At 30.3% G+C, this 19,809-nt stretch carries 22 protein-coding genes and 1 pseudogene; 12 read left to right on the top strand and 11 right to left on the bottom strand.

From position 1 onward, the window contains the following. Positions 1 to 174: 174 nt before the first annotated feature. Positions 175 to 291: pseudogene (locus KDK92_RS08975) on the top strand (helix-turn-helix transcriptional regulator); the annotation flags it as partial. Between the two features lie 63 nt (positions 292 to 354). Here the strand turns inward: KDK92_RS08975 and KDK92_RS08970 are convergent. From KDK92_RS08970 to KDK92_RS08955, 4 genes are all read right to left on the bottom strand, one after another. Then, positions 355 to 1,509, bottom strand: coding sequence for an amidohydrolase (locus KDK92_RS08970; protein WP_250858900.1), 1,155 nt, complete (start codon positions 1,507 to 1,509; stop codon positions 355 to 357). 177 nt (positions 1,510 to 1,686) lie between these two features. Then, entirely contained in the window at positions 1,687 to 2,289 is a 603-nt protein-coding gene (locus KDK92_RS08965) for a TasA family protein (protein WP_250858899.1), read from the bottom strand. Between the two features lie 422 nt (positions 2,290 to 2,711). After that, on the bottom strand, positions 2,712 to 3,860 hold the full coding sequence (gene iscB, locus KDK92_RS08960; protein ID WP_250858897.1) for an RNA-guided endonuclease IscB: 1,149 nt from the start codon (positions 3,858 to 3,860) through the stop codon (positions 2,712 to 2,714). Between the two features lie 332 nt (positions 3,861 to 4,192). Then, positions 4,193 to 4,705 carry a signal peptidase I gene (locus KDK92_RS08955; RefSeq protein ID WP_250858896.1) on the bottom strand — a complete coding sequence of 171 codons (513 nt, stop codon included), beginning with the start codon at positions 4,703 to 4,705 and terminating at the stop codon, positions 4,193 to 4,195. A gap of 119 nt (positions 4,706 to 4,824) precedes the next feature. Between KDK92_RS08955 and KDK92_RS08950 the strand changes: the two genes are divergently transcribed. Further along, the gene (locus tag KDK92_RS08950; RefSeq protein WP_250858895.1) at positions 4,825 to 5,625 is read left to right on the top strand and encodes a carbon-nitrogen hydrolase family protein; all 801 of its coding nucleotides are present in this window, start codon (positions 4,825 to 4,827) and stop codon (positions 5,623 to 5,625) included. A gap of 185 nt (positions 5,626 to 5,810) precedes the next feature. On the opposite strand, the gene KDK92_RS08945 is transcribed toward KDK92_RS08950, so the two are convergent. After that, entirely contained in the window at positions 5,811 to 6,389 is a 579-nt protein-coding gene (locus tag KDK92_RS08945; RefSeq protein ID WP_250858894.1) for a hypothetical protein, read from the bottom strand. A 95-nt stretch (positions 6,390 to 6,484) separates the two neighbouring features. Between KDK92_RS08945 and KDK92_RS08940 the strand changes: the two genes are divergently transcribed. Further along, positions 6,485 to 7,162, top strand: coding sequence for a uracil-DNA glycosylase (locus KDK92_RS08940; protein ID WP_250858892.1), 678 nt, complete (start codon positions 6,485 to 6,487; stop codon positions 7,160 to 7,162). 206 nt (positions 7,163 to 7,368) lie between these two features. On the opposite strand, the gene KDK92_RS08935 is transcribed toward KDK92_RS08940, so the two are convergent. Continuing rightward, positions 7,369 to 7,602 carry a DUF8052 family protein gene (locus KDK92_RS08935; protein WP_250858890.1) on the bottom strand — a complete coding sequence of 78 codons (234 nt, stop codon included), beginning with the start codon at positions 7,600 to 7,602 and terminating at the stop codon, positions 7,369 to 7,371. Between the two features lie 259 nt (positions 7,603 to 7,861). Between KDK92_RS08935 and KDK92_RS08930 the strand changes: the two genes are divergently transcribed. Beyond that, positions 7,862 to 8,128 (top strand): hypothetical protein, encoded by a 267-nt coding sequence (locus KDK92_RS08930; RefSeq protein ID WP_250858889.1) that lies wholly within the window; start codon positions 7,862 to 7,864, stop codon positions 8,126 to 8,128. 58 nt (positions 8,129 to 8,186) lie between these two features. Then, positions 8,187 to 8,780 carry an alpha-helical endospore appendage domain-containing protein gene (locus KDK92_RS08925; protein WP_250858888.1) on the top strand — a complete coding sequence of 198 codons (594 nt, stop codon included), beginning with the start codon at positions 8,187 to 8,189 and terminating at the stop codon, positions 8,778 to 8,780. Positions 8,781 to 9,027: 247 nt separating this feature from the next. Here KDK92_RS08925 and KDK92_RS08920 read toward each other — a convergent pair whose 3' ends face one another. Beyond that, a complete protein-coding gene (locus tag KDK92_RS08920) occupies positions 9,028 to 9,873 on the bottom strand; it encodes a formate/nitrite transporter family protein (protein WP_250858887.1) in 846 nt (281 codons plus the stop codon). A 291-nt stretch (positions 9,874 to 10,164) separates the two neighbouring features. On the opposite strand from KDK92_RS08920, the gene KDK92_RS08915 reads away from it, so the two are divergent. Genes KDK92_RS08915 through KDK92_RS08895 form a run of 5 tightly spaced genes read left to right on the top strand, consistent with a single transcriptional unit; the run spans position 10,165 to position 14,259 of the window. Beyond that, positions 10,165 to 10,839, top strand: coding sequence for a TetR/AcrR family transcriptional regulator (locus tag KDK92_RS08915; RefSeq protein WP_250858886.1), 675 nt, complete (start codon positions 10,165 to 10,167; stop codon positions 10,837 to 10,839). Between the two features lie 48 nt (positions 10,840 to 10,887). Further along, on the top strand, positions 10,888 to 11,772 hold the full coding sequence (locus KDK92_RS08910) for an ABC transporter ATP-binding protein (RefSeq protein WP_250858885.1): 885 nt from the start codon (positions 10,888 to 10,890) through the stop codon (positions 11,770 to 11,772). Positions 11,773 to 11,775: 3 nt separating this feature from the next. Next, positions 11,776 to 12,573: an ABC transporter permease subunit gene (locus tag KDK92_RS08905; protein WP_250858884.1), complete on the top strand. Its 798-nt coding sequence runs from the start codon at positions 11,776 to 11,778 to the stop codon at positions 12,571 to 12,573. A gap of 51 nt (positions 12,574 to 12,624) precedes the next feature. Continuing rightward, entirely contained in the window at positions 12,625 to 13,422 is a 798-nt protein-coding gene (locus KDK92_RS08900; RefSeq protein ID WP_250858883.1) for an ABC transporter permease subunit, read from the top strand. 39 nt (positions 13,423 to 13,461) lie between these two features. Continuing rightward, complete coding sequence (locus KDK92_RS08895; protein ID WP_250858882.1) at positions 13,462 to 14,259, top strand: ABC transporter permease subunit; 798 nt, start codon at positions 13,462 to 13,464, stop codon at positions 14,257 to 14,259. A gap of 23 nt (positions 14,260 to 14,282) precedes the next feature. Here KDK92_RS08895 and KDK92_RS08890 read toward each other — a convergent pair whose 3' ends face one another. After that, a complete protein-coding gene (locus tag KDK92_RS08890; RefSeq protein WP_250858881.1) occupies positions 14,283 to 15,188 on the bottom strand; it encodes an SPFH domain-containing protein in 906 nt (301 codons plus the stop codon). Then, the gene (locus KDK92_RS08885; protein WP_250858880.1) at positions 15,179 to 15,637 is read right to left on the bottom strand and encodes an NfeD family protein; all 459 of its coding nucleotides are present in this window, start codon (positions 15,635 to 15,637) and stop codon (positions 15,179 to 15,181) included. The genes KDK92_RS08890 and KDK92_RS08885 overlap by 10 nt, the downstream gene beginning before the upstream one ends. Positions 15,638 to 15,846: 209 nt before the next feature. On the opposite strand from KDK92_RS08885, the gene KDK92_RS08880 reads away from it, so the two are divergent. Next, the gene (locus KDK92_RS08880; RefSeq protein WP_250858879.1) at positions 15,847 to 16,326 is read left to right on the top strand and encodes a peptidase M56; all 480 of its coding nucleotides are present in this window, start codon (positions 15,847 to 15,849) and stop codon (positions 16,324 to 16,326) included. A gap of 44 nt (positions 16,327 to 16,370) precedes the next feature. Here KDK92_RS08880 and KDK92_RS08875 read toward each other — a convergent pair whose 3' ends face one another. Further along, complete coding sequence (locus KDK92_RS08875; protein ID WP_250858878.1) at positions 16,371 to 17,246, bottom strand: GNAT family N-acetyltransferase; 876 nt, start codon at positions 17,244 to 17,246, stop codon at positions 16,371 to 16,373. Between the two features lie 405 nt (positions 17,247 to 17,651). On the opposite strand from KDK92_RS08875, the gene KDK92_RS08870 reads away from it, so the two are divergent. Further along, the gene (locus KDK92_RS08870) at positions 17,652 to 19,208 is read left to right on the top strand and encodes an ABC-F family ATP-binding cassette domain-containing protein (protein ID WP_250858877.1); all 1,557 of its coding nucleotides are present in this window, start codon (positions 17,652 to 17,654) and stop codon (positions 19,206 to 19,208) included. 364 nt (positions 19,209 to 19,572) lie between these two features. On the opposite strand, the gene KDK92_RS08865 is transcribed toward KDK92_RS08870, so the two are convergent. Further along, the gene (locus KDK92_RS08865) at positions 19,573 to 19,800 is read right to left on the bottom strand and encodes a DUF2164 domain-containing protein (RefSeq protein WP_250858876.1); all 228 of its coding nucleotides are present in this window, start codon (positions 19,798 to 19,800) and stop codon (positions 19,573 to 19,575) included. Between the last annotated feature and the right edge of the window lie 9 nt (positions 19,801 to 19,809).

The following is a 19,809-nucleotide window of genomic DNA, read 5'->3' as shown; positions in this document are numbered from 1 at the left end:
GTGGGTTCTGACGAAGAAGTATTATGCAAAATAGACTAGCATACTGGCTTGTTATTTGTTTGAATATGCCTCAGCTCTCATATTAAATATATCCAAATATAATATATCAATATAAATTATATCCTTTTTGAACTTTTTAATCTAGCGAACAGTGTAAATAATGCCTATGAATGACAAACAATAGGTCCCCTAGAGAATGTTAAATACAATCCATCCCTGAAATTGGCGTTTGATATAGCTAAAGTATTTAATACTACAGTGGAAGAAATGTTTCAAATAATTGAAAAGTAAAAGTTGCTACTACACCAATAAAGCTTCTGCCATTAAGCAGAAGCTTCCTTCATTATACTTTATTTACTTAACCACTTTTCCATCTATAATAACATTCTTAACTTGGCTTCTAAGATCAAATGGGTGTCCTGTGTAAACAACAATATCTCCATCTTTACCTTCTTCAAGACTTCCAACTCTATCGCCAATACCAATGATTTCTGCTGCATTAATAGTTACTGCTTTTAAAGCATCTTCCTCTTTCATTCCCGCTCTAGCTGCTAATGCTACACAAACCATCAAATATTCTTGGGGAATAACTGGATGATCTGTCATTATTGCAATTTTAATTCCTGCATTAGAGAGTATCCCAGGTGTATCAAATGTTAAATTCTTAAGCTCGATCTTTGATCTACTTGACATTGTTGGTCCAACTATTATACCCTTCTGATATCCTTCTTTTAGATAATCAACAATCAAGTGTCCCTCAGTACAGTGATCTAATGTGATATCCACATCAAATTCTTTTGCAATTCTCAATGATGTTAATATATCATCAGATCTATGAGCATGTGATTTTAATGGTATTTCTTTTCGTATTACTCTCTCAAGTGCTTCCATTTTCATATCAAAAGCTGGCATTTTCTCTAGATCACCATTAGCTCTATCTTTCTTAGCAGCATATTCTTTTGCTTTAGCTAAGTTTTCTCTTAAAATTGCTGCAGTAGCCATTCTTGTACTTGGTGATTTCTTCTGAGCGTTATAGACTCTTTTAGGATTTTCACCAAAAGCACACTTCATAGCAAAACTCTCGTTGATTATCATATCATCAATTCTATCTCCATGAGTCTTTACAATTGCATATTGTCCTCCAATTACATTAGCACTACCAGGGCCTGATGCTACTGTTGTAACTCCCGCTTCCAATGCTTCTCTGAAAAACTCATCTTTAGGATTCATTCCATCAATAGCTCTTAAATGTGGTGTTACAGGATCACACGCTTCATTGCCATCACTACCTTCAAAACCCATAGCATTCTCCCACATACCAAGATGACTATGTGCATCTATTAATCCAGGCATTACAAATCCACCCTCACATTCGATTACTTCAGCCCCTTCTGGACATTTAACCTCTTTTCCTATAGCTTTAATTTTGCCATTTTCTATAAGAATCTGTCCGTTCTCAATAGTTTCTCCAACCATTGTATGTATTTCTGCATTTTTTAAAAACAACATGAAACTTCCCCCTTCAGGCATATTCAAATAAATAACTAGTCAGTATATCTTATTTAGACTTTCGAATAATATTTCCTATAATTATACCAAAATTCACAGTATACATAAAGAAAATCTGACATGAAATTAAGAAAGTTAAACTTCCATATTTCATGTCAGATTCAAATAAATATCCTATTAGAAAACTGTATCTTCTGTTTGTGTTGATTCAACTTCTAGTTGGAAGTCTCCTTTTGCTTCTTGATAAACATTTCCTAGTGTTGTTGGTAAACTCATTATGATTGAATATTGATCTTGGTCTTTTTTAGAGCTATAACTCAAGGTTCTAACCTTTAATAAATATGCTTTTAATTCATCATATGTTAAATCAACTCTTGTTTCTATAGTTGTACCATTACTCTTTGTAATATTATATATAGCTGCTGATATAAGATCATTTGAAACGATATTTCCTGATTCATCAACATTATTGTTTACTAATTTTATTTTATATTTCTGATCCATAGTACTTGTCCCGTTAGTTACTTTAAAATTGTAATTAATACTATTTCCTGGTGCAAGGTTAGTCAAAGATACATGATTCCCCCCACTCCCTATATCGATAGTTTCATCTTCAAAAGTAGTCTCAAGCTTACCAGCATTAATATTATTTTGATTACCCTTTGAAATAGATGTAAAGAATGCGTAAGTTCCTGCTCCAATTCCTCCCCCTATGGCTAATGCAATGGCTAATATTAATGCTAATGATCTCTTTTTGTATTTTTTCTCTTTTGTATTCAATTAACTTCATCTCCTTGTGATTTTTTAAAGCCCTCTTTAATCCATATAAAAAACTAAAGCTAAACTTATTTAATTTTACACAAACATATTACCTATTTATATAAGCAAGATTACATGTAATAATACCTTTGGAAATCTCTTTTAACTTCATAAAAAATAAAAATACCCAAGATATTTTAAATATTTTAAAATATCACTTGAGTATAACTTGTTCTCTTTATTATAAAATATGTATAGCCGCTATTAAAGTGATTTGTTTTGGCAACACTTCCAGATTACGATAATCATAACAAACCGCAACCCACTCCTGTCTATTTGTATTATGATTTTTTAAAACCAATACATTTTATTAAATCTCCATAGTAATTTACAAGGCTTAATCCCATATCTTTTCATAACTCTATTATCCAAAGTAGTAAAACTTAATTGGTTTTGTAGAGTATTAAGCTTGTTACATAACCAACATAACTATCTCCATTTCTTTTAGTGTATTTAATTAAATCTCTATGTTTAAATCCTTTTAACTCTTCAACTTTAGCTTCAGATTGTCTTCTCATCGGCTTAATAACCCAATCTTTAATATCGCATATATCAGAATTCACTTCTAAATCAGTAATAACAATAGCGTCATTACTATGTGTTTTTTCAATATCCCAATCTATTCTTTTGTTTGCAGTGTCTCCGCCATTTGTTAATGTTACATTACCTAGCTCACTTAATTTATTCCTCAACCATGTTTTCCCTTGCATTACATGTTGAGCATAGTCAAAGCGAATATTTTCACCATCAATCATGCTTTGATAATGATTAATGAATTGTTCTTCTCTATGTTCTGTTTTATCGTGACAACTACTACAAAGAGTTATTAAGTTACCTAGGTTATTACTACCCTTCGACCTTTTAGGTACGATGTGATGAACTTCTAGCATACAGTTACTTTTACCACATTCCATACATTTATTGTTATCTCTCATAATAACTGCTTTTCTTATATTTTCATCTAGTCTATTTGATTTTTGATATTGCCATCTATATAATTTTTTCCCTTCTATTAATGCTCTTATATCTATCGCAACATCTTCTAAGTGAAATTCAGATATACTAACCCACTTACTTAATTTATTTATTACCCTGATAACAGATTGTTTCTTTTGTAATATTGATGGTGCTACTCTACCTTTTCTTTTACTAGCACTTCTGTTATCAAATTTAGCTGGTCTATATCTTTTGTGGTTTCTTTTATATCTTCTATATCCACGTCTTGCATCCATTAATCCTTTTACATCTTTTCTTTGTTCAATAGTACCCTTGAATATAGGTTTATTATAGCTTTTGCACTTTTGAACTATTGCAATGCCAACGTGTAGACTTCCATCATCTATACCACAAACAAACTCACATTCTTCTGGTTCTTCTTGTACTTCTCTTTTTAATTGTATTACTATTGGATATTTATTAACTAATATTGCCTTTTGTTTTCTTATTAATATCCATGCTTTATTAGTATTGGTTGGTGCTAATTTTTTACCATTAACATCTAACACAAAAACATGTTCTTGATTGTTAGTCATCTCTGACAATTCTCCTTTCGGGTATTTTCCTTCTTGCCAATGACAGTATGAAGTTCATATGTTTCGGTGTTTGACTTCATAACCTAGAAGTCGGTCATCCCTTCCACACTCTTAGAGCCTTAGACTGAAGGTTACATCCAAGGGTAAGTCTTTAACTTATCATACAATCGTAGTTCATCATGCTAAATTATTTTCATAATCCTACACTCACTTAGGCTTGAATACACCAAACAACCATCATAACAAATCAAAGGTTACGATTTGTTATGATTATTTGCAACTGTTTGAAGTACCTTATAAACAAAATAATATTTTGTGTTTATGAATCATAATTATTCCTTTTTACTTGCAAAACCTTTAATAACCTCAACTATTATAAGTAACCCTATAATAGTTACTATGATCATAATCCCTAGTTTACTTCTAAAAAACTCCATTGCATATCCAATATAAGGTATTCTAAATAAGTATTCTCCTAGAATATGCTCTTGTTCAATCAAGATTTTATCTTCTACATTGTTATTATCCCCTTTAGTTTTATAAAAGACTCCATCTTCTCCACTTGTCACATCAACAACCCTATGAGTTATTATTAGATTATTACTGTTAAAGGTTATAATATCCCCTTCAACTATATTTGTATTATCTTTTATGATTATAATATCCCCCGGTTCTAATGCGGGTGTCATACTACCTGATAGTACCGTCAACATTCTTAGTCCACCTATTGAAGGAATTTTTTCCTTATCAAAAGAATACATAATGTTAAGATATATAATACCTGCTAATATTAATAATATACCTATAATTAATATATCACCAATTATATTAAAAGCTTTCTTCACTTTCAGTCACACTCCCTGTTCACTCTTAAGATTATTGTTTACTAATTTATTTAAGTAAACTCACTTTATTGTTAATATGAATATAGCAATTTATTCTAAATTTAAAGGAGCTAATTTATATGAAAGATTTCACCTTAGGCTTATGTCAATTTATGGTCACTAATAACAAAAAAGAAAATCTATTAACTGCTCTGAATTATATTGAGCAAGCAGCTTCCAATGGATGCAATATTATTGCTCTCCCTGAAGTCTTTAACTGTCCTTATGATAACAATTTTTTTAATTCTTTTAGTGAAGAAGAGCACAACAGTGAAACATTGAACCTACTTAAAAACGCAGCAAAAGATTTTAATGTTTATATTATTGGAGGCTCTATAATTGAACGTGAAGATAATAAACTCTATAATACATCTTATATTTTTTCTCCTGAAGGAAAACTCCTTGATAAACATAGAAAAGTTCATCTCTTCGATATAGATATTCCAAATAAAATTACCTTCAAGGAATCTGACACATTGACAGCAGGAGATAAATTAACTGTTATAGATACCCCCTATTGTAAAATTGGAATAGCAATCTGTTATGATATGAGATTCCCAGAAATGTTCAAAAAAATGGCTCTATCCGAAGCAGAACTCATCATTATCCCTGCAGCCTTCAATATGACCACTGGACCAGCTCATTGGAATTTAACATTGAGAGCAAGAGCTTTAGATAACCAAGTTTTTGTTGCAGCTATATCCCCTGCAAGAGATACCACAGCATCCTATGTTGCTTACGGACATTCGCTAGTAGCCTCTCCTTGGGGTGATATAATATCATCATTAGATGATAAACCAGGACTTTTAGTTTGTAAAATTGATTCAAAACTTCTATATAACATACGTGAACAATTACCACTTTTGAAACACAGCAAATAAAAAGCACGCTAAAAGCGCGTGCTTAAAAACAAATGGATAATTGATAATGGAGAATGATGGTTGTTTCTGCTGACGCAGAAACTTCATCTTGTTGCTCTTTAGAACAAGAATCTTTAACTCATTTTATCTTTAAATAAAATCAGGCTGTTGAAAAAGCCCATCATTCTCCATTCTACATTATACATTTATTTTTCGTACTCTTTAAATTTCTCTTTTAGTACGTCTGTTGTCTTCATGTATGATTTCAGAAAATCATCAAATGATATTTCTACCTTTTCCTTATTGTTATTATTAATTCCTTGAACAATTTTGTTAAAGCTCTCCTTCATTTCATCTTTATATTCATTAATACGCTCACTATCTCGTTTTACCACTTCAACCCATTTTCTATTCTTTTCTACTCTTACCTGGTCATACTTATTATAAACCGCTTTAAGCTTCTCCCCATATTCCTTTTCATTTAATATACCTTCATTGTACTGATGTAAAAGATATTCTTCTTCAAGAGATATGGTCTCCTTAATAGCCTCTCTATCCTCAGCCGATTCCTGCCATCGCCTTCTTTTTGCCGTTATTAGTTCATCCTTTAAATTCTCTCTCTCATTTCTTACTTCTTCCCATTTCTTATATAATCCTGGAGAGATTTTATCAGCTTTTTTAAATATGACGTTCAAGTTGTCAGATTTAACCTCCCCTGTTAATGCTGATACATTTAAGTTTAGTGAAAATATTAAAACTAAGCTAAAAAAAACTATCCTCTTCATGATTATCCTCCTGATTACTTATTATTCTTTTGTTAATATTCTTCCTTTATTGATATAATATAAACATAAAATAATAAAAAAATCAGGTGATTAAAATGAATGACATATTAAAAAATGATTGGAAACCTTTACTTGAATCAGAGTTTTCTCAAGAGTATTATGTGAAACTTAGAAGTTTTCTAAAAGAGGAATATGAAACTCACACTATATATCCAGATAAATATGATATTTTCAATGCCCTTCACCATACTACTTATGAGAATACTAAAGTAGTAATACTAGGTCAGGATCCTTATCATGGTCCTAATCAGGCACATGGGTTAAGTTTCTCAGTGAAACCTGGTATTACCCCCCCTCCTTCACTAAAGAATATTTATAAAGAACTTCAGTCTGATATTGGATGTTCAATACCTAACAATGGTTTTCTGAATAAATGGGCTGATCAAGGGGTTCTGCTCCTTAATGCAGTTCTGACCGTTAGGGCTGAGCAAGCAAATTCTCATAAGAATAAAGGGTGGGAACACTTCACTGATAAGATTATATCTCTTGTGAATGAACGACAAGATCCTGTTGTATTTCTTCTTTGGGGAAAAAATGCACAATCAAAAGAAAAGTACATAACTAATCCAAGACACTTAATACTCAAATCAACCCATCCCAGTCCACTTTCAGCACATAGAGGATTTTGGGGATGTAAGCATTTTTCTAAGACTAATAAATTTCTTAAAGCTAATGGTAGGGATATTATTGATTGGCAGATTGAAGACGTTTAATTGCATAAAAAAGCACGCTTGAAGCGTGCGTTAAAACAAATGTATAATGGATAATGTATAACGGATAATGATGGATGTTTCTCACTTGCGTGAGAAGCTATATTTTATTGTTCTTTACAATAATAGATTTTTTCTCATTTTATCTGCGATAAAATATTGTATTTCAAATACAATATTTTATTTAAAATGAGACGTGCAAACCCGCTTTACACAGAAACAATAAGATTAAAATTTCTCGAAGAGAAATGTCCATCATTTTTAAATGAATATATCTCTGCCTTTTTAGATAATACATATTTTGAATTCCTTACATTATATTCCCCAATAATATCAAATACTTCGTCCATCAATTTATCTTCATATTTCAGGTCATAATTATTCTTAAGCGCTTTTACGAAATTCTCTCTCATTTTGCTAGTATCCCCCATTCCGTATTCCATAAATATATTCCCTTTTTCTTAGTGATTTTATCTCTATATAAACACTTCTACTTGAAATTTAGTTATCCTCTATTTTTTACCTTTTATGTATTTATGTTCAATTAGAATGTAGTCAGTAGACAAGCAGGGGACGGTTCATTAATCTAAATGGATTAATGAACCGTCCCCTGCTTGTCTAAATTTATTCATATGTATAACTCACAGTCTTATTTATTTAATCATATTCTATTAATAAATATATAATTTAAGGAGGAATTTCATGATTAATAATAAAAATATAGTTAAACAATTATCTCATTTAAATATGCATGATATGAATATTTCCCTTGAGTACATTAATTTACTGTGTACTAAACTTGATAATGAGACTGAAATGCTCAATTCACATATTGAGTATATAAATAAACATAATCCTAGTGTGTATTATGAAGATATATTAAATGAAGGATTATATCTTTCAGATATAATCAAAGATTTAAATTATCATTATGATAATTTATTAGAATATTATACTAGGATTTTGTAACAAATGATTCCCTACTTCATATGGTATATTGATAGATAACTATGCTAGGAGGAGTATAATGGATAATTATCCTAATAATACAGGTAAACTAGGTGAAGATATCGTTGAATCAGCAAAAAGATTCGAAGAGAGTTTGGCAAAATTTTTAGAAGCAGAAGCTGAAAAAGTTAGAGCACTTTCTAGAGCTTTTGATTCTAATTCAGATTCTACAACAAAATATGATTTAAATGATATGAATACAATTTTCTCAGACACACTTGATTCAATACATTTAATAAAAAAATCAATACTTGAAAATATGGTGTTTGGCAGTAATTTAATGAACTCAAATAATACTGAAGAACATATTCCTAAAGACTTCAATGATGAAATGGATACATCTGCTCCTGTAAAAATTCATCCTGAAGAAAATTTTGTATATGAAAAAAAACATCATATAGAAGAGAATATTATGAATGAAAATGAGAGTCCACATAATAACTTAAACATAGAAAGTCTATTTTCTTCTGAGAATTATTCCGATACTAAAGAATTGTTTGCGAAGCTAACCGGTGGCGTTAATTTAGATACCATTGATCTAGACTCCATTAATATGGAAGATATCTCAAAAGTTCTAGATATGTTTGGTCTGAACAATGAATATAAAGATTAATTGAGAGTTAATACAATAATGCATATTCAAATAAATAACTAGTCAGTATGCTAGTCTATTTTGCGAACTGCTTCATCCTTGGAACCCACTGTTAGAACTACTATCAGAGGAACCCAACTCTTCACATTTCGCAAAATATCCGTCGCATCTTTGACTTGTTATTTATTTTCATACGCCTAAAAGCAATGTTTCATAATTTAATGAAACATTGCTTTTATTGTAGATAATTTTTAGCTATTAAGCTTTTTTACTTTGCTATAGTATTATTTATTTGCTCTTTTCTCTTATATATAACACAGTATATACCTGCGATTATTATCCCACCACCAACTATATTTCCTATTGTCACAGGAATCAAGTTATTGATTATATGAGGAATATCTATTTTATCCAATTTTTCAATTGGTCCATGATATAATGCAACAATGGCATCATTACTCTTTGCTAATAGCGCCGCTGATAAATAGAACATGTTAGCAACGCAATGTTCAAATCCAGCAATCACAAAAGCCATTATAGGGAAAAATCCCATTAAAACCTTACCTGCTGTATCTTTAGCCGCATAAGATCCCCATACTGCTAAACAAACTACTATATTACATAAGATACCACTAGTAAATGCTTGTCCAAAACTTAGTGAAACCTTCTTAGATGCTACCTTTATAAAGTATGCTCCAACAAGCCCTCCATTACCTTCTAATGAACCACTAAGATGTAATAAAGTACTGATTATCAATGCTCCTATCAAGTTACCAAAGAATACTATTACCCAATTTTTAAGAACATCTTTAAGTGTTATTCTATCCTCAAAATAAGCAATAGTTAATAGATTATTACCAGTAAATAATTCTGCACCACATAGCAATACTAAAATTAATCCAACAGGGAATACAGTCCCTGCAACTAATTTAGCTACCCCATAGTTCTCAATACTATGAGAAGCAACTCCAGCTGCAAATCCACCCAATGCTATGAACATCCCTGCCAATATTGCTAAAAATAATGTCTGCATTGCTCTGTTGCTACACTTCTTTACTCCTACCCCTTCTACATATTCGTAGATTTCTTTTGGAGATAAAATAATTTTGTCCATAAATATTCCTCCTAAAACTAAACTGACGTTAAAAAATAGTTTAGGCATGTGAAAATAAATAACTAGTATACTGACTTGTTATTTATTTCAAGTTGCCTTATACCCCATGACTATCTTACCATTCCCATCCAATCAATTAAATGATTGCAATCACACTTTATTATATCACTTTATTTTTGTATTAAATGAAATTTTTTCTAATTACCTTGACCTATAAATGAAAAAGTGCTAATATTAAAATAATTAGACCGACGGTCGGTCTACTGAAAATATATAGGAGGATATAATCATATGTCAAATGTAAATACTAGAGATGAAATCATAAACACAGCACAGAGACTATTCTATACTGTTGGTTATGATAAAACCTCCATACAAATGATTATTAATGATATAGATATAGCCAAAGGAACTTTCTATCATCACTTTAAATCTAAATCGGAACTTATGTTGGAAATCGTTAGACTCACCACTGAAACAACTGTAGAACAATTAAGGGAACTAACCAATTCTTCTATATCCCCTATTAAAAAAATGAATGCTATTTTTAATGCTTCTGCAAAGTATAAGGCAGCTAATTTAGATTCGATTAAGGCTATTATGTTTGCTATGTATAATGAGAGTAACTTAATACTACGAGAAAATATAAAACGATTAACTCTTGAATCGACTACTCCATTGATAAATTCAATCATACAAGAAGGTATGAACACAGGAGATTTCAAATGCAAACACTCAAACGTAGGTGAAATAATATGGGTTATAGGAATGGCACTAAGTGATAAAATGTGTTTTGCCATAATGAATCCAAATAATAATACTTCTAATGATTCATTTATAGAGAAAACAGTTGATGACCTAAACATGTATACTTATACCATTGAAACCATTTTAGAAATAGATCATGGTAGATTAAATCTATACGATGACAATTTAGTTAGAAAAATTTTGAAAGATTTATCTTGAGTAAACTAGAAATATTTAAGTTAATCAAACCTTAAGGGGGTATTATAAATGTATGTTATTGAAACTGATAAGTTAACTAAATACTATGGGAAAGAAAGAGGAATAATTGATGTTTCTCTTAAAGTTGAAGAAGGGGAAATCTTTGGTTTTATAGGCCCTAATGGTGCTGGTAAATCAACAACTATTAGAACACTTCTTTCCTTAATTCACCCATCTAGCGGAAGTGCAAAAATATTTGGTAGAGACTGTTTTAAAGAAGGACACGACATAAGAAAAGATATTGGGTACCTACCTTCTGAAGTATTCTATTACAACAACATGAAGGTAATAGATTTATTAAAATACTCAGCTAGTTTCTATAATAAAGATTGTACTGAAAGAATACATGAATTAGCTGAAGTCATGGATCTTGATGTAAATAGAAAAATTGATGATCTTTCATTTGGTAACAAAAAGAAAGTAGGTATTGTTCAAGGACTTCTTCATCAGCCTAAGCTAATAATATTAGATGAACCTACAGGTGGTCTTGACCCACTAATGCAGCAAAAATTCTTCGACCTTATTAGAGAAGAAAACAAACGTGGCGCTACTGTATTTTTCTCTTCTCACATACTTGATGAAGTTCAAAAAATGTGTGACAGAGTAGCAATAATCAAAGATGGTAAAATAATCAAAACTGAAAGTATTGAATCTTTAAGAAATGATAATTATAAGAAGATTAAAGTTGTTTCTAATAAGTCATTAGATAGTAGTATATTTAATATGGATGGTGTTACTGACCTTAAATCAAATAAAGTTGAAGCAAATTTCATGTATAGAGGAAATATGAATAAAGTTATAGAGAAACTTTCAACTGTAGATGTTAAAAATCTGCTTGTACAAGAGCCAACTCTTGAGGAGATCTTTATGTACTATTACAAAAAGGAGGATTAAACTATGAATATATTCAAGTTTGAATTCAAAACTTATTTGAAAAGCAATATAATATGGACTATTTCATTGGTTGCTGTACTATTCTTGTTCATGTCAATATTTCCTGTTTATTCTTCTCAAGCAGAGATGATGGAGAAAATTTTAGAAAATTTTCCTGAAACCTTCCTAAAAGCTTTTGGAATGAATAATATGTCTCTTTCTACTGTAGTTGGATATTATAGTTTCTGCTTTGTTTATATTGGATTAATTGGTGGAATCTTTGCAATGAAACTTGGATTAGATGTTATTTCAAAAGAACTAAGAGAAAAAACAGCAGACTTCCTTTTAGTAAAACCTAAAACTAGATCCTCTGTAATAATTCCAAAATTCTGCGCTGTTCTACTTCACATATTAATAATGAATGTAATTTTCTTTGTAGCATCAATAGTTGCAGCAGAAATATTTAAAAATGGAGATTATAATCTAAAAACATTTATGCTAATAAACTTAAGCTTGTTTTTTATACAATTTTTCTTATTGTCCTTAGGTATGATGTTATCAACTTTTATGACAAAGTTGAAAAGTGTATTACCTCTAACTTTAGGTGTTGTGTTTGGATTCTATGTATTACAACTTCTAAATCAAACTCTTGATGATGAAAAAATATCTTATTTAACACCTTTTGGTCATTTTGACTCCGCTTATATTACACAAAATAGCTCATTTTCATCCCCACATTTGATTTTTTCTTTGGCACTTTCATTATTATTCTTAATTCTGGGTTATATCATCTACAACAAAAGAGATATACCATCTGTTTAAACTTATGAGAATTTCTAAAAATAATATAAGAATAAGAATGGAGGAATTATAATGAATATTGTATTAAGAGAGTTAAAAGCCAATAGAAAAGCTTTAATTATATGGTGTATTTCAATGTTCTTGTTCATATCAATGGGAATGATTAAATACAGTGGATTTTCTAAAATGGGTTCTGAAGTAAATAAAATGATGGAATCTCTTCCTAAAGTAATGACAAGTATGTTTGGTATTAATAGTATAGATTTAACTTCTGTTGGTGGATATTACAGCATGTTTTTCATATATTTTGCTTTGATAGCTGGTATCCATGCTATAATGCTTGGTGCTACAATAATCTCAAAAGAAGAGAGAGATAAAACTGCTGATTTCTTAATGGTTAAACCAATAAAGAGACATAAAGCTGTTACAAGTAAACTTATAGCAGCATTAATAAATATTTTAATTCTGAATATAGTAACCTTTATCGGTTCAGTTGTCAATGTTGCTTATTACAATAAAGGTGAATCTATTACGGGAGAAATATTTAAGATCACTTGTACTCTATTAATTCTACAAATTGTGTTCTTGAGCTTGGGATTATTATTCTCCTCATTAACTAAAACAACTAAGAAGGCTACTGGATTATCAACAGGTGTTATACTAGCTATGTATATGCTTTCACTAGCTATACCTCTAACAGATAAACTAGAATTCCTTGGATTCATAACACCTTTCTATTACTTTGATGCTAAAGACATCATGCTAGGACATGGAATAGAACTGATTTATGTTCTTATATCACTAATAATCGTTGTATTTGTAACTTCATTGACATATGTATTCTTTAATAAGAAAGATATTCATAACTAATTCTAAAAATAATTTAAGAATAAGATTGGAGGAATTATAATGAATATTGTATTAAGAGAGTTAAAAGCCAATAGAAAAGCTTTAATTATATGGTGTGTTTCAATGTTCTTATTCATATCAATGGGAATGGTTGAATACAGTGGATTTTCTAAAATGGGTTCTGAAGTAAATGAAATGATGGATTCTCTTCCTAACGTAATGAGAAGCATGTTTGGTATTAATAAAATTGATTTAACTTCTGTTGGTGGATTCTATAGTATGTTCTTCATATATTTCACTTTGATAGCTGGAATCCATGCTATAATGCTTGGTGCTACAATAATCTCAAAAGAAGAGAGGGATAAAACAGCTGATTTCTTAATGGTTAAACCAATAAAAAGAAATAAAGCTGTTACAAGTAAACTTATAGCAGCATTTATAAATGTTTTAATTTTCAATATAGTAACCTTTATTGGTTCAGTTCTCACCGTTGCTTATTATAATAAGGGAGAATCTATTACGGGAGAACTATTTAAAATTACTTGTACTCTATTTATTCTTCAAATTGTGTTCTTAAGCTTAGGATTATTGTTCTCATCATTAACTAAAACAACAAAAAAAGCTACCGGATTATCAACAGGTGTTGTACTTGGAATGTATATGCTTTCACTTGCTATACCTTTAACAGATAAACTAGAATTCCTTAGATTTATAACACCTTTCTATTACTTCGATGCTAAAGAGATTATGTTAGGACAAAGGGTAGAAATGATATATGTTTTAATATCGTTAATAATCGTTGTGATTGCAACTTCATTGACATATGTATTCTTTAATAAGAAAGATATTCATAACTAAAAAAATAAGCACCCACTGGGTGCTTATTTATTTATCTCTTTCTCTTTAATCTCACTAACAGATTCCTTAGCCACTGAAAGAAGGCTTGTAAGATTTTGAATCTCAGATGGGATTATAAGCTTTGTAGATTTTCCATCTGCTACTTTAACAAATGTCTCAAGTCCTCTTAACTTTAACACCTCAGCTGATGGTTTAGCTTCATTAATTATCTTAATTGCTTGTGCTTCCCCCTCAGCAACCTTAATAGCTCTCTGTTTCTGTGCTTCTGCTCTTAATAACATACTCTCTTTTTCAGCTTCAGCCTCTAAGATAACTGATTCCTTATGTCCTTCAGCTTTTAAGATAGCACTCTTCTTTTCACCCTCAGCTTTAAGTATAGCCTCTCTTCTTGCTCTCTCAGCAACCATTTGTTTCTGCATTGCCTCTACGATATCTGTTGGTGGAATAATATCCTTAAGCTCAACTCTCGTAACTTTTATTCCCCATGCATCAGTTGCTTCATCCAAAACAGATCTTAATCTAGTATTGATTGTTTCTCTTGATGTAAGTGTAGCATCAAGTTCTATTTCTCCGATAACATTTCTTAAAGTGGTTGCTGTTAAATTTTCAATTGCAGCAATTGGATTATCAATTCCATAAGTGTTCAATTTAGGATCTGTAATCTGGTGGAACACAACTGTGTTAATCTCCATAGTAACATTATCCTTTGTGATAACAGGTTGTGGTGGAAAATCATTAACTTTTTCTTTTAATGATGTTTTTCTTGCCACTCTATCAATGAATGGAAACTTAACATGAATCCCTGCATCCCATGTAGTATGGTACGTACCTAATCTCTCAATTACAAATGCAACACTCTGAGGTACAATTCTGATATTAGCTATTACTAATACAAATACTAAAACAATAATTCCTATAACTACTGGCATAACTTATCCTCCTCTTTCTTTCTAATAATTAATTTAACTCCTTCAATTCTTTCAATAATTACTATAGTATCTTTGGTTATATTTTCATCATTTGAACTCCTAGCAGTCCAAACATTTCCTTTGATCTTTACAGCACCTAATCCTCTTATGTTATCTATATCTTCCGTAACAACCCCACTCTCTCCTATTAACAATGAACAGTTTGTCCTAGTTTCTTCCTTACTCTTAATGAGTTTTTTGATTATAGGTCTTGTGAAAATAAGAGTAACTATAGATACTAAGAAAAACACAGTAATCTGAATTCCTATTGAATCAGTAAAGATAGAACATATCCAAGCAGCTAGTGATCCAAAACAGAACCAAATTGATATTAGTGCTGATGACAGCCCTTCTACCACTAGAAATAGTATTAGTATGAATAACCATATGCTCACTCCAAATAATTCCACTACCTCACCTCCTAATATTAGTTTGTCCCGCTATAATTTCATGTATTCTTATCCATTATATTAACACTATAGACAACTTATTACAATATATATGCCCATTTCAGCCTAAACTATGAAGATGGAAAATATAGATACCCCTGTATATTAAATACTTGATCATGGATAAACTAAAGTTAAATTAAAATACGATAAATTAGGAGATGAATTTAATGATTTGTGCTATAAAACCAAGCCTCATGTCTATAATAATAATTCAAAGTCTATTATATAACCCTACATGGGAAATCTATTATAACAAAACCTATAAGATGTCTTTAAAGTATCCTGCAGAGTGGAAATTAAACCCTGAATATTTTAATAAATATTCAGGAACAGATGGCTTCTTTCAAATTTCTGCCTCATCAGGAAAAAACTTATCAATAGATGATATTGTAAAATTCGATGTAAATCACTTATCAAAACCATATGGAACTAACCCTAACATTAAAAAGTTTAAAATCCAAGGAGTTGATGCACGGCTTATTATTCCTTCAAATGATCAAGCATCAGAAATGAATAATCAAGCTGCATTAATAGTAACCTACCCAAAACCAATAGTAATTAATGATACAACATACTCTTATTTCGTATTATGGGCTGATAAAAATCATATAGTGGAAATAAGTAAAACTCTTAAATTTATTTATTGAAATTGAAAAATAAAACACCTCTAATGAAGTGTTTTATTTTTTAATCATATTTTAATTTCATAACAATCACTAGCTTTTTCTATTCTAAACCCTGAATCCTCGTATAATGTAAGAGCATTTATATTTTCTGTTTCAACGCCAAGTTTAAACTTTTCTATTCCTTGATTAAGTAAATAAGAAATTGTTTTCGATAATATTGCTCTTCCAATTCCTCTTCTTCTATAACTTTTTAACACAGCTAAATCAAAAATGATTCCCTCACCCTCTTGTATTCTTGCAGAAATAAGTCCCACTGGAGTGTTATTAATTTTCCCTATAAAATTATTATTTTTAGCATCTTTTAAATTTGATTCATTGTATGATCTCTCTTCTTTTTCTGTTGTTTCAAAAGCTTCCATCCCTATAGGAATCATATCTTCTAAATCTTCAAGTGAAGCTTTTTCAAGAATAAAATCTGTAACTTCTTCTGTTTTTTCCTTATAATATTCTTTATTAAAATTCATTTTATAAGTTGAATATAATAATTTTCCACCTATAGAGGTTACATAATCTCTAACGTAAGCAGCTTCCCTTTCATTAATGACTTTTAACTTGTTTATATTGTTACCCTTACAATTATCTTTAATATACTGAAATAGGTCATAAAAAATTTCATTTCTCCTGTAACTAGGGTGGATTGTTCCCCATACCATGACTTCTCCCTTAACATAACTAGGAGTCATTTCAAAGTATCCAATTAATTTTGCTTCATTATAGAATAAAAATTTAGTAATATCTTCTTCCACATCATCAAGATGGAAGGTTAACTCTGTATTATCATTTTCATTACACATCTGTACTAATTGCTTAAGTTCCCCAAAACTTTTTTCATTTGCTCCCTTTTTTACAATTACTTGATTTTTGCAAATAAGTTCCTCCATTAATTTTTCCCCCCTTAGTATAATATAATTTTTTCACATCCTGTAAATATATACCTATTATACCATTTAAGATAAGTAAATCAAATGGATATTTGTACAGTTCCCTACTATATAGTAAATTTAATTTCCAACAAATATTCAATTCTATTCAATCCTAGCTATTTTAGACTTTCTAAAGGAATAATTCCATTTGATTTAAAGGGTAAAAATATTGTACAATCATTATTGTATTATTATATAGATAAACTACTTCGTGGATTTATCTATATTAAAGAATATAGATAAAAGAATAAATGAGGTTGATATTCTTAATACTTCAGAATATCTTAAATATAATCTAAATGAATTATTTTTTTAACAATAGTTCAATTAATATAAAAGAAAAAAACTCAAGAGGTGAAATTGATGAGTATATTAACGGTTAAAAATCTTAATCACGGATTTGGCGACAGAATGATATTTGATGATGTTTCTTTTAGATTGCTTAAAGGTGAACATATAGGATTTATAGGTGCCAATGGTGAAGGTAAATCTACGTTCATGAATATAATTACAGGAAAACTTATGCCTGATGAAGGTAATGTTGAATGGTCTAATAGAGTAAGAGTTGGATATATGGATCAGCATGCTGATTTATCCAAAGGTAAGAGCATGAGAGATATCCTTAGAGGAGCTTTTAAATATTTATTTGATTTAGAAACTGAGATGATGAACATCGCTGACAAAATGGCAACTGCTTCTGAAGATGAACTTGTAAAACTTATGGATGATATGGGTACTATTCAAGATATGCTTGATAATAATGGTTTCTATGTACTTGATGCTAAAATTGAAGAAGTAGCTCGTGGATTAGGTCTTACTGATATTGGACTTGATAAAGATGTTGCTGATTTAAGTGGAGGACAAAGAACTAAGGTTTTACTTGCAAAACTTCTTCTTGAAACTCCAGATATCTTATTATTGGACGAGCCTACAAACCACCTTGATGAAGTTCATATTGAATGGCTAAAAAGATATCTTAATAACTATGAGAATGCTTTCATTCTTATTTCACATGATATCCCATTCTTGAATAGTGTAATTAACCTTATATATCACGTGGAAAACGGTAAACTAGATAGATATGTAGGTGACTATGATAACTTCCAAAGAATATATGCTGAGAAACAACGTCAGTTGGAATCTGCTTATAAAAGACAACAACAAGAAGTAGCCGGCTTAAAAGACTTTATTGCACGAAATAAAGCAAGAGTTTCAACAAGCAACATGGCTAAATCTCGTCAAAAGAAACTAGATAAAATGGATATAATCGAGTTAAAAGGTGAAAAACCTAAACCAGAGTTTAATTTCAAATACGGAAGAACAACTGGAAAGACCATATTCGAAACTAAGGATCTTGTTATTGGATATGACGAACCATTAACACGCCCTCTAAATCTACTTATGGAAAGAGGCCAAAAGATTGCTCTTGTTGGTGCAAATGGACTTGGTAAAACAACTCTTCTTAAAAGTTTGATGGGTCTTATAAACCCTCTATCTGGTGAGGTTGAAAATGGTTTTTATCAAGAGATTGGATATTTTGAACAAGAAGGCAAAGGTGATAAATCCAAAACTTGTATTGAAGAAATTTGGAGCGTATTCCCATCATATACTCAATATGAAGTTAGATCCGCCTTAGCTAAATGTGGATTAACTAATAAACACATAGAGAGTAAAGTTATGGTGCTTAGTGGTGGTGAGCAAGCTAAAGTTAAGCTTTGTAAGCTTATAAACCAAGAATCAAATATACTTCTTCTGGATGAGCCTACAAACCACTTAGATGTAGACGCAAAAGAAGAACTAAAAAAAGCACTTAAAGAATATAAAGGTTCTATACTGCTAGTATGTCACGAACCTGAATTTTATAGAGATGTTGTAACTGATGTATGGAACTGTGAAGATTGGACAACTAAAATAGTATAATAGATTTTGAAAACAGCCAGCTTATTAAAGCTGGCTGTTTTTACTATAATTTCATAGCATTATAATTTGTATATCGGAGAAAATAATAATGTGGTATTTCAATTAAATTCTTATTTTAGGAGTGATAAATGCTATGAGTGAAAAACATGTAAGTTCTACTGCAAGTAAGCAAGAAAAGGAAAAGAAATTAAATAATTCTGGAACTAAACATAGTAAGAAAATCCATAAAAAAGATTAATAAAACTCTTATAGTTCAATTTAATATTTAAGCTTCATATTAAAAGAAACTTCTACTTTAGGGTAGAAGCTTCTTCTAATATTTAAAATTTTACAAATACACAAAATGTACACAAGTACATGCTATTTATTTTTGTAATGACAAAACATCCTCAATTCTATCTGTCATATACGTATAGGAATCATAAACACCTTGATTATAGAACTCTGGTGCAATCTCCTCAATTATAAAATCCAAGATCATACTCGCTGCTAAATCCCCAAGATCTTCATCTCTTTCCTCGTAGAAATATTCTTTTATCTTTCCAATTAGTTCATTTCTTTTTTCATTGGATATTTTAATTTTTCTTCCCATAATACCCCT

Origin of the sequence: Oceanirhabdus seepicola (assembly GCF_023684385.1) — a bacterium.
Lineage (GTDB): Bacteria > Bacillota > Clostridia > Clostridiales > Clostridiaceae > Oceanirhabdus > Oceanirhabdus seepicola.
Note: the sequence above shows the minus strand (reverse complement) of the source record. Positions and strands in the feature narration are given on the sequence as shown.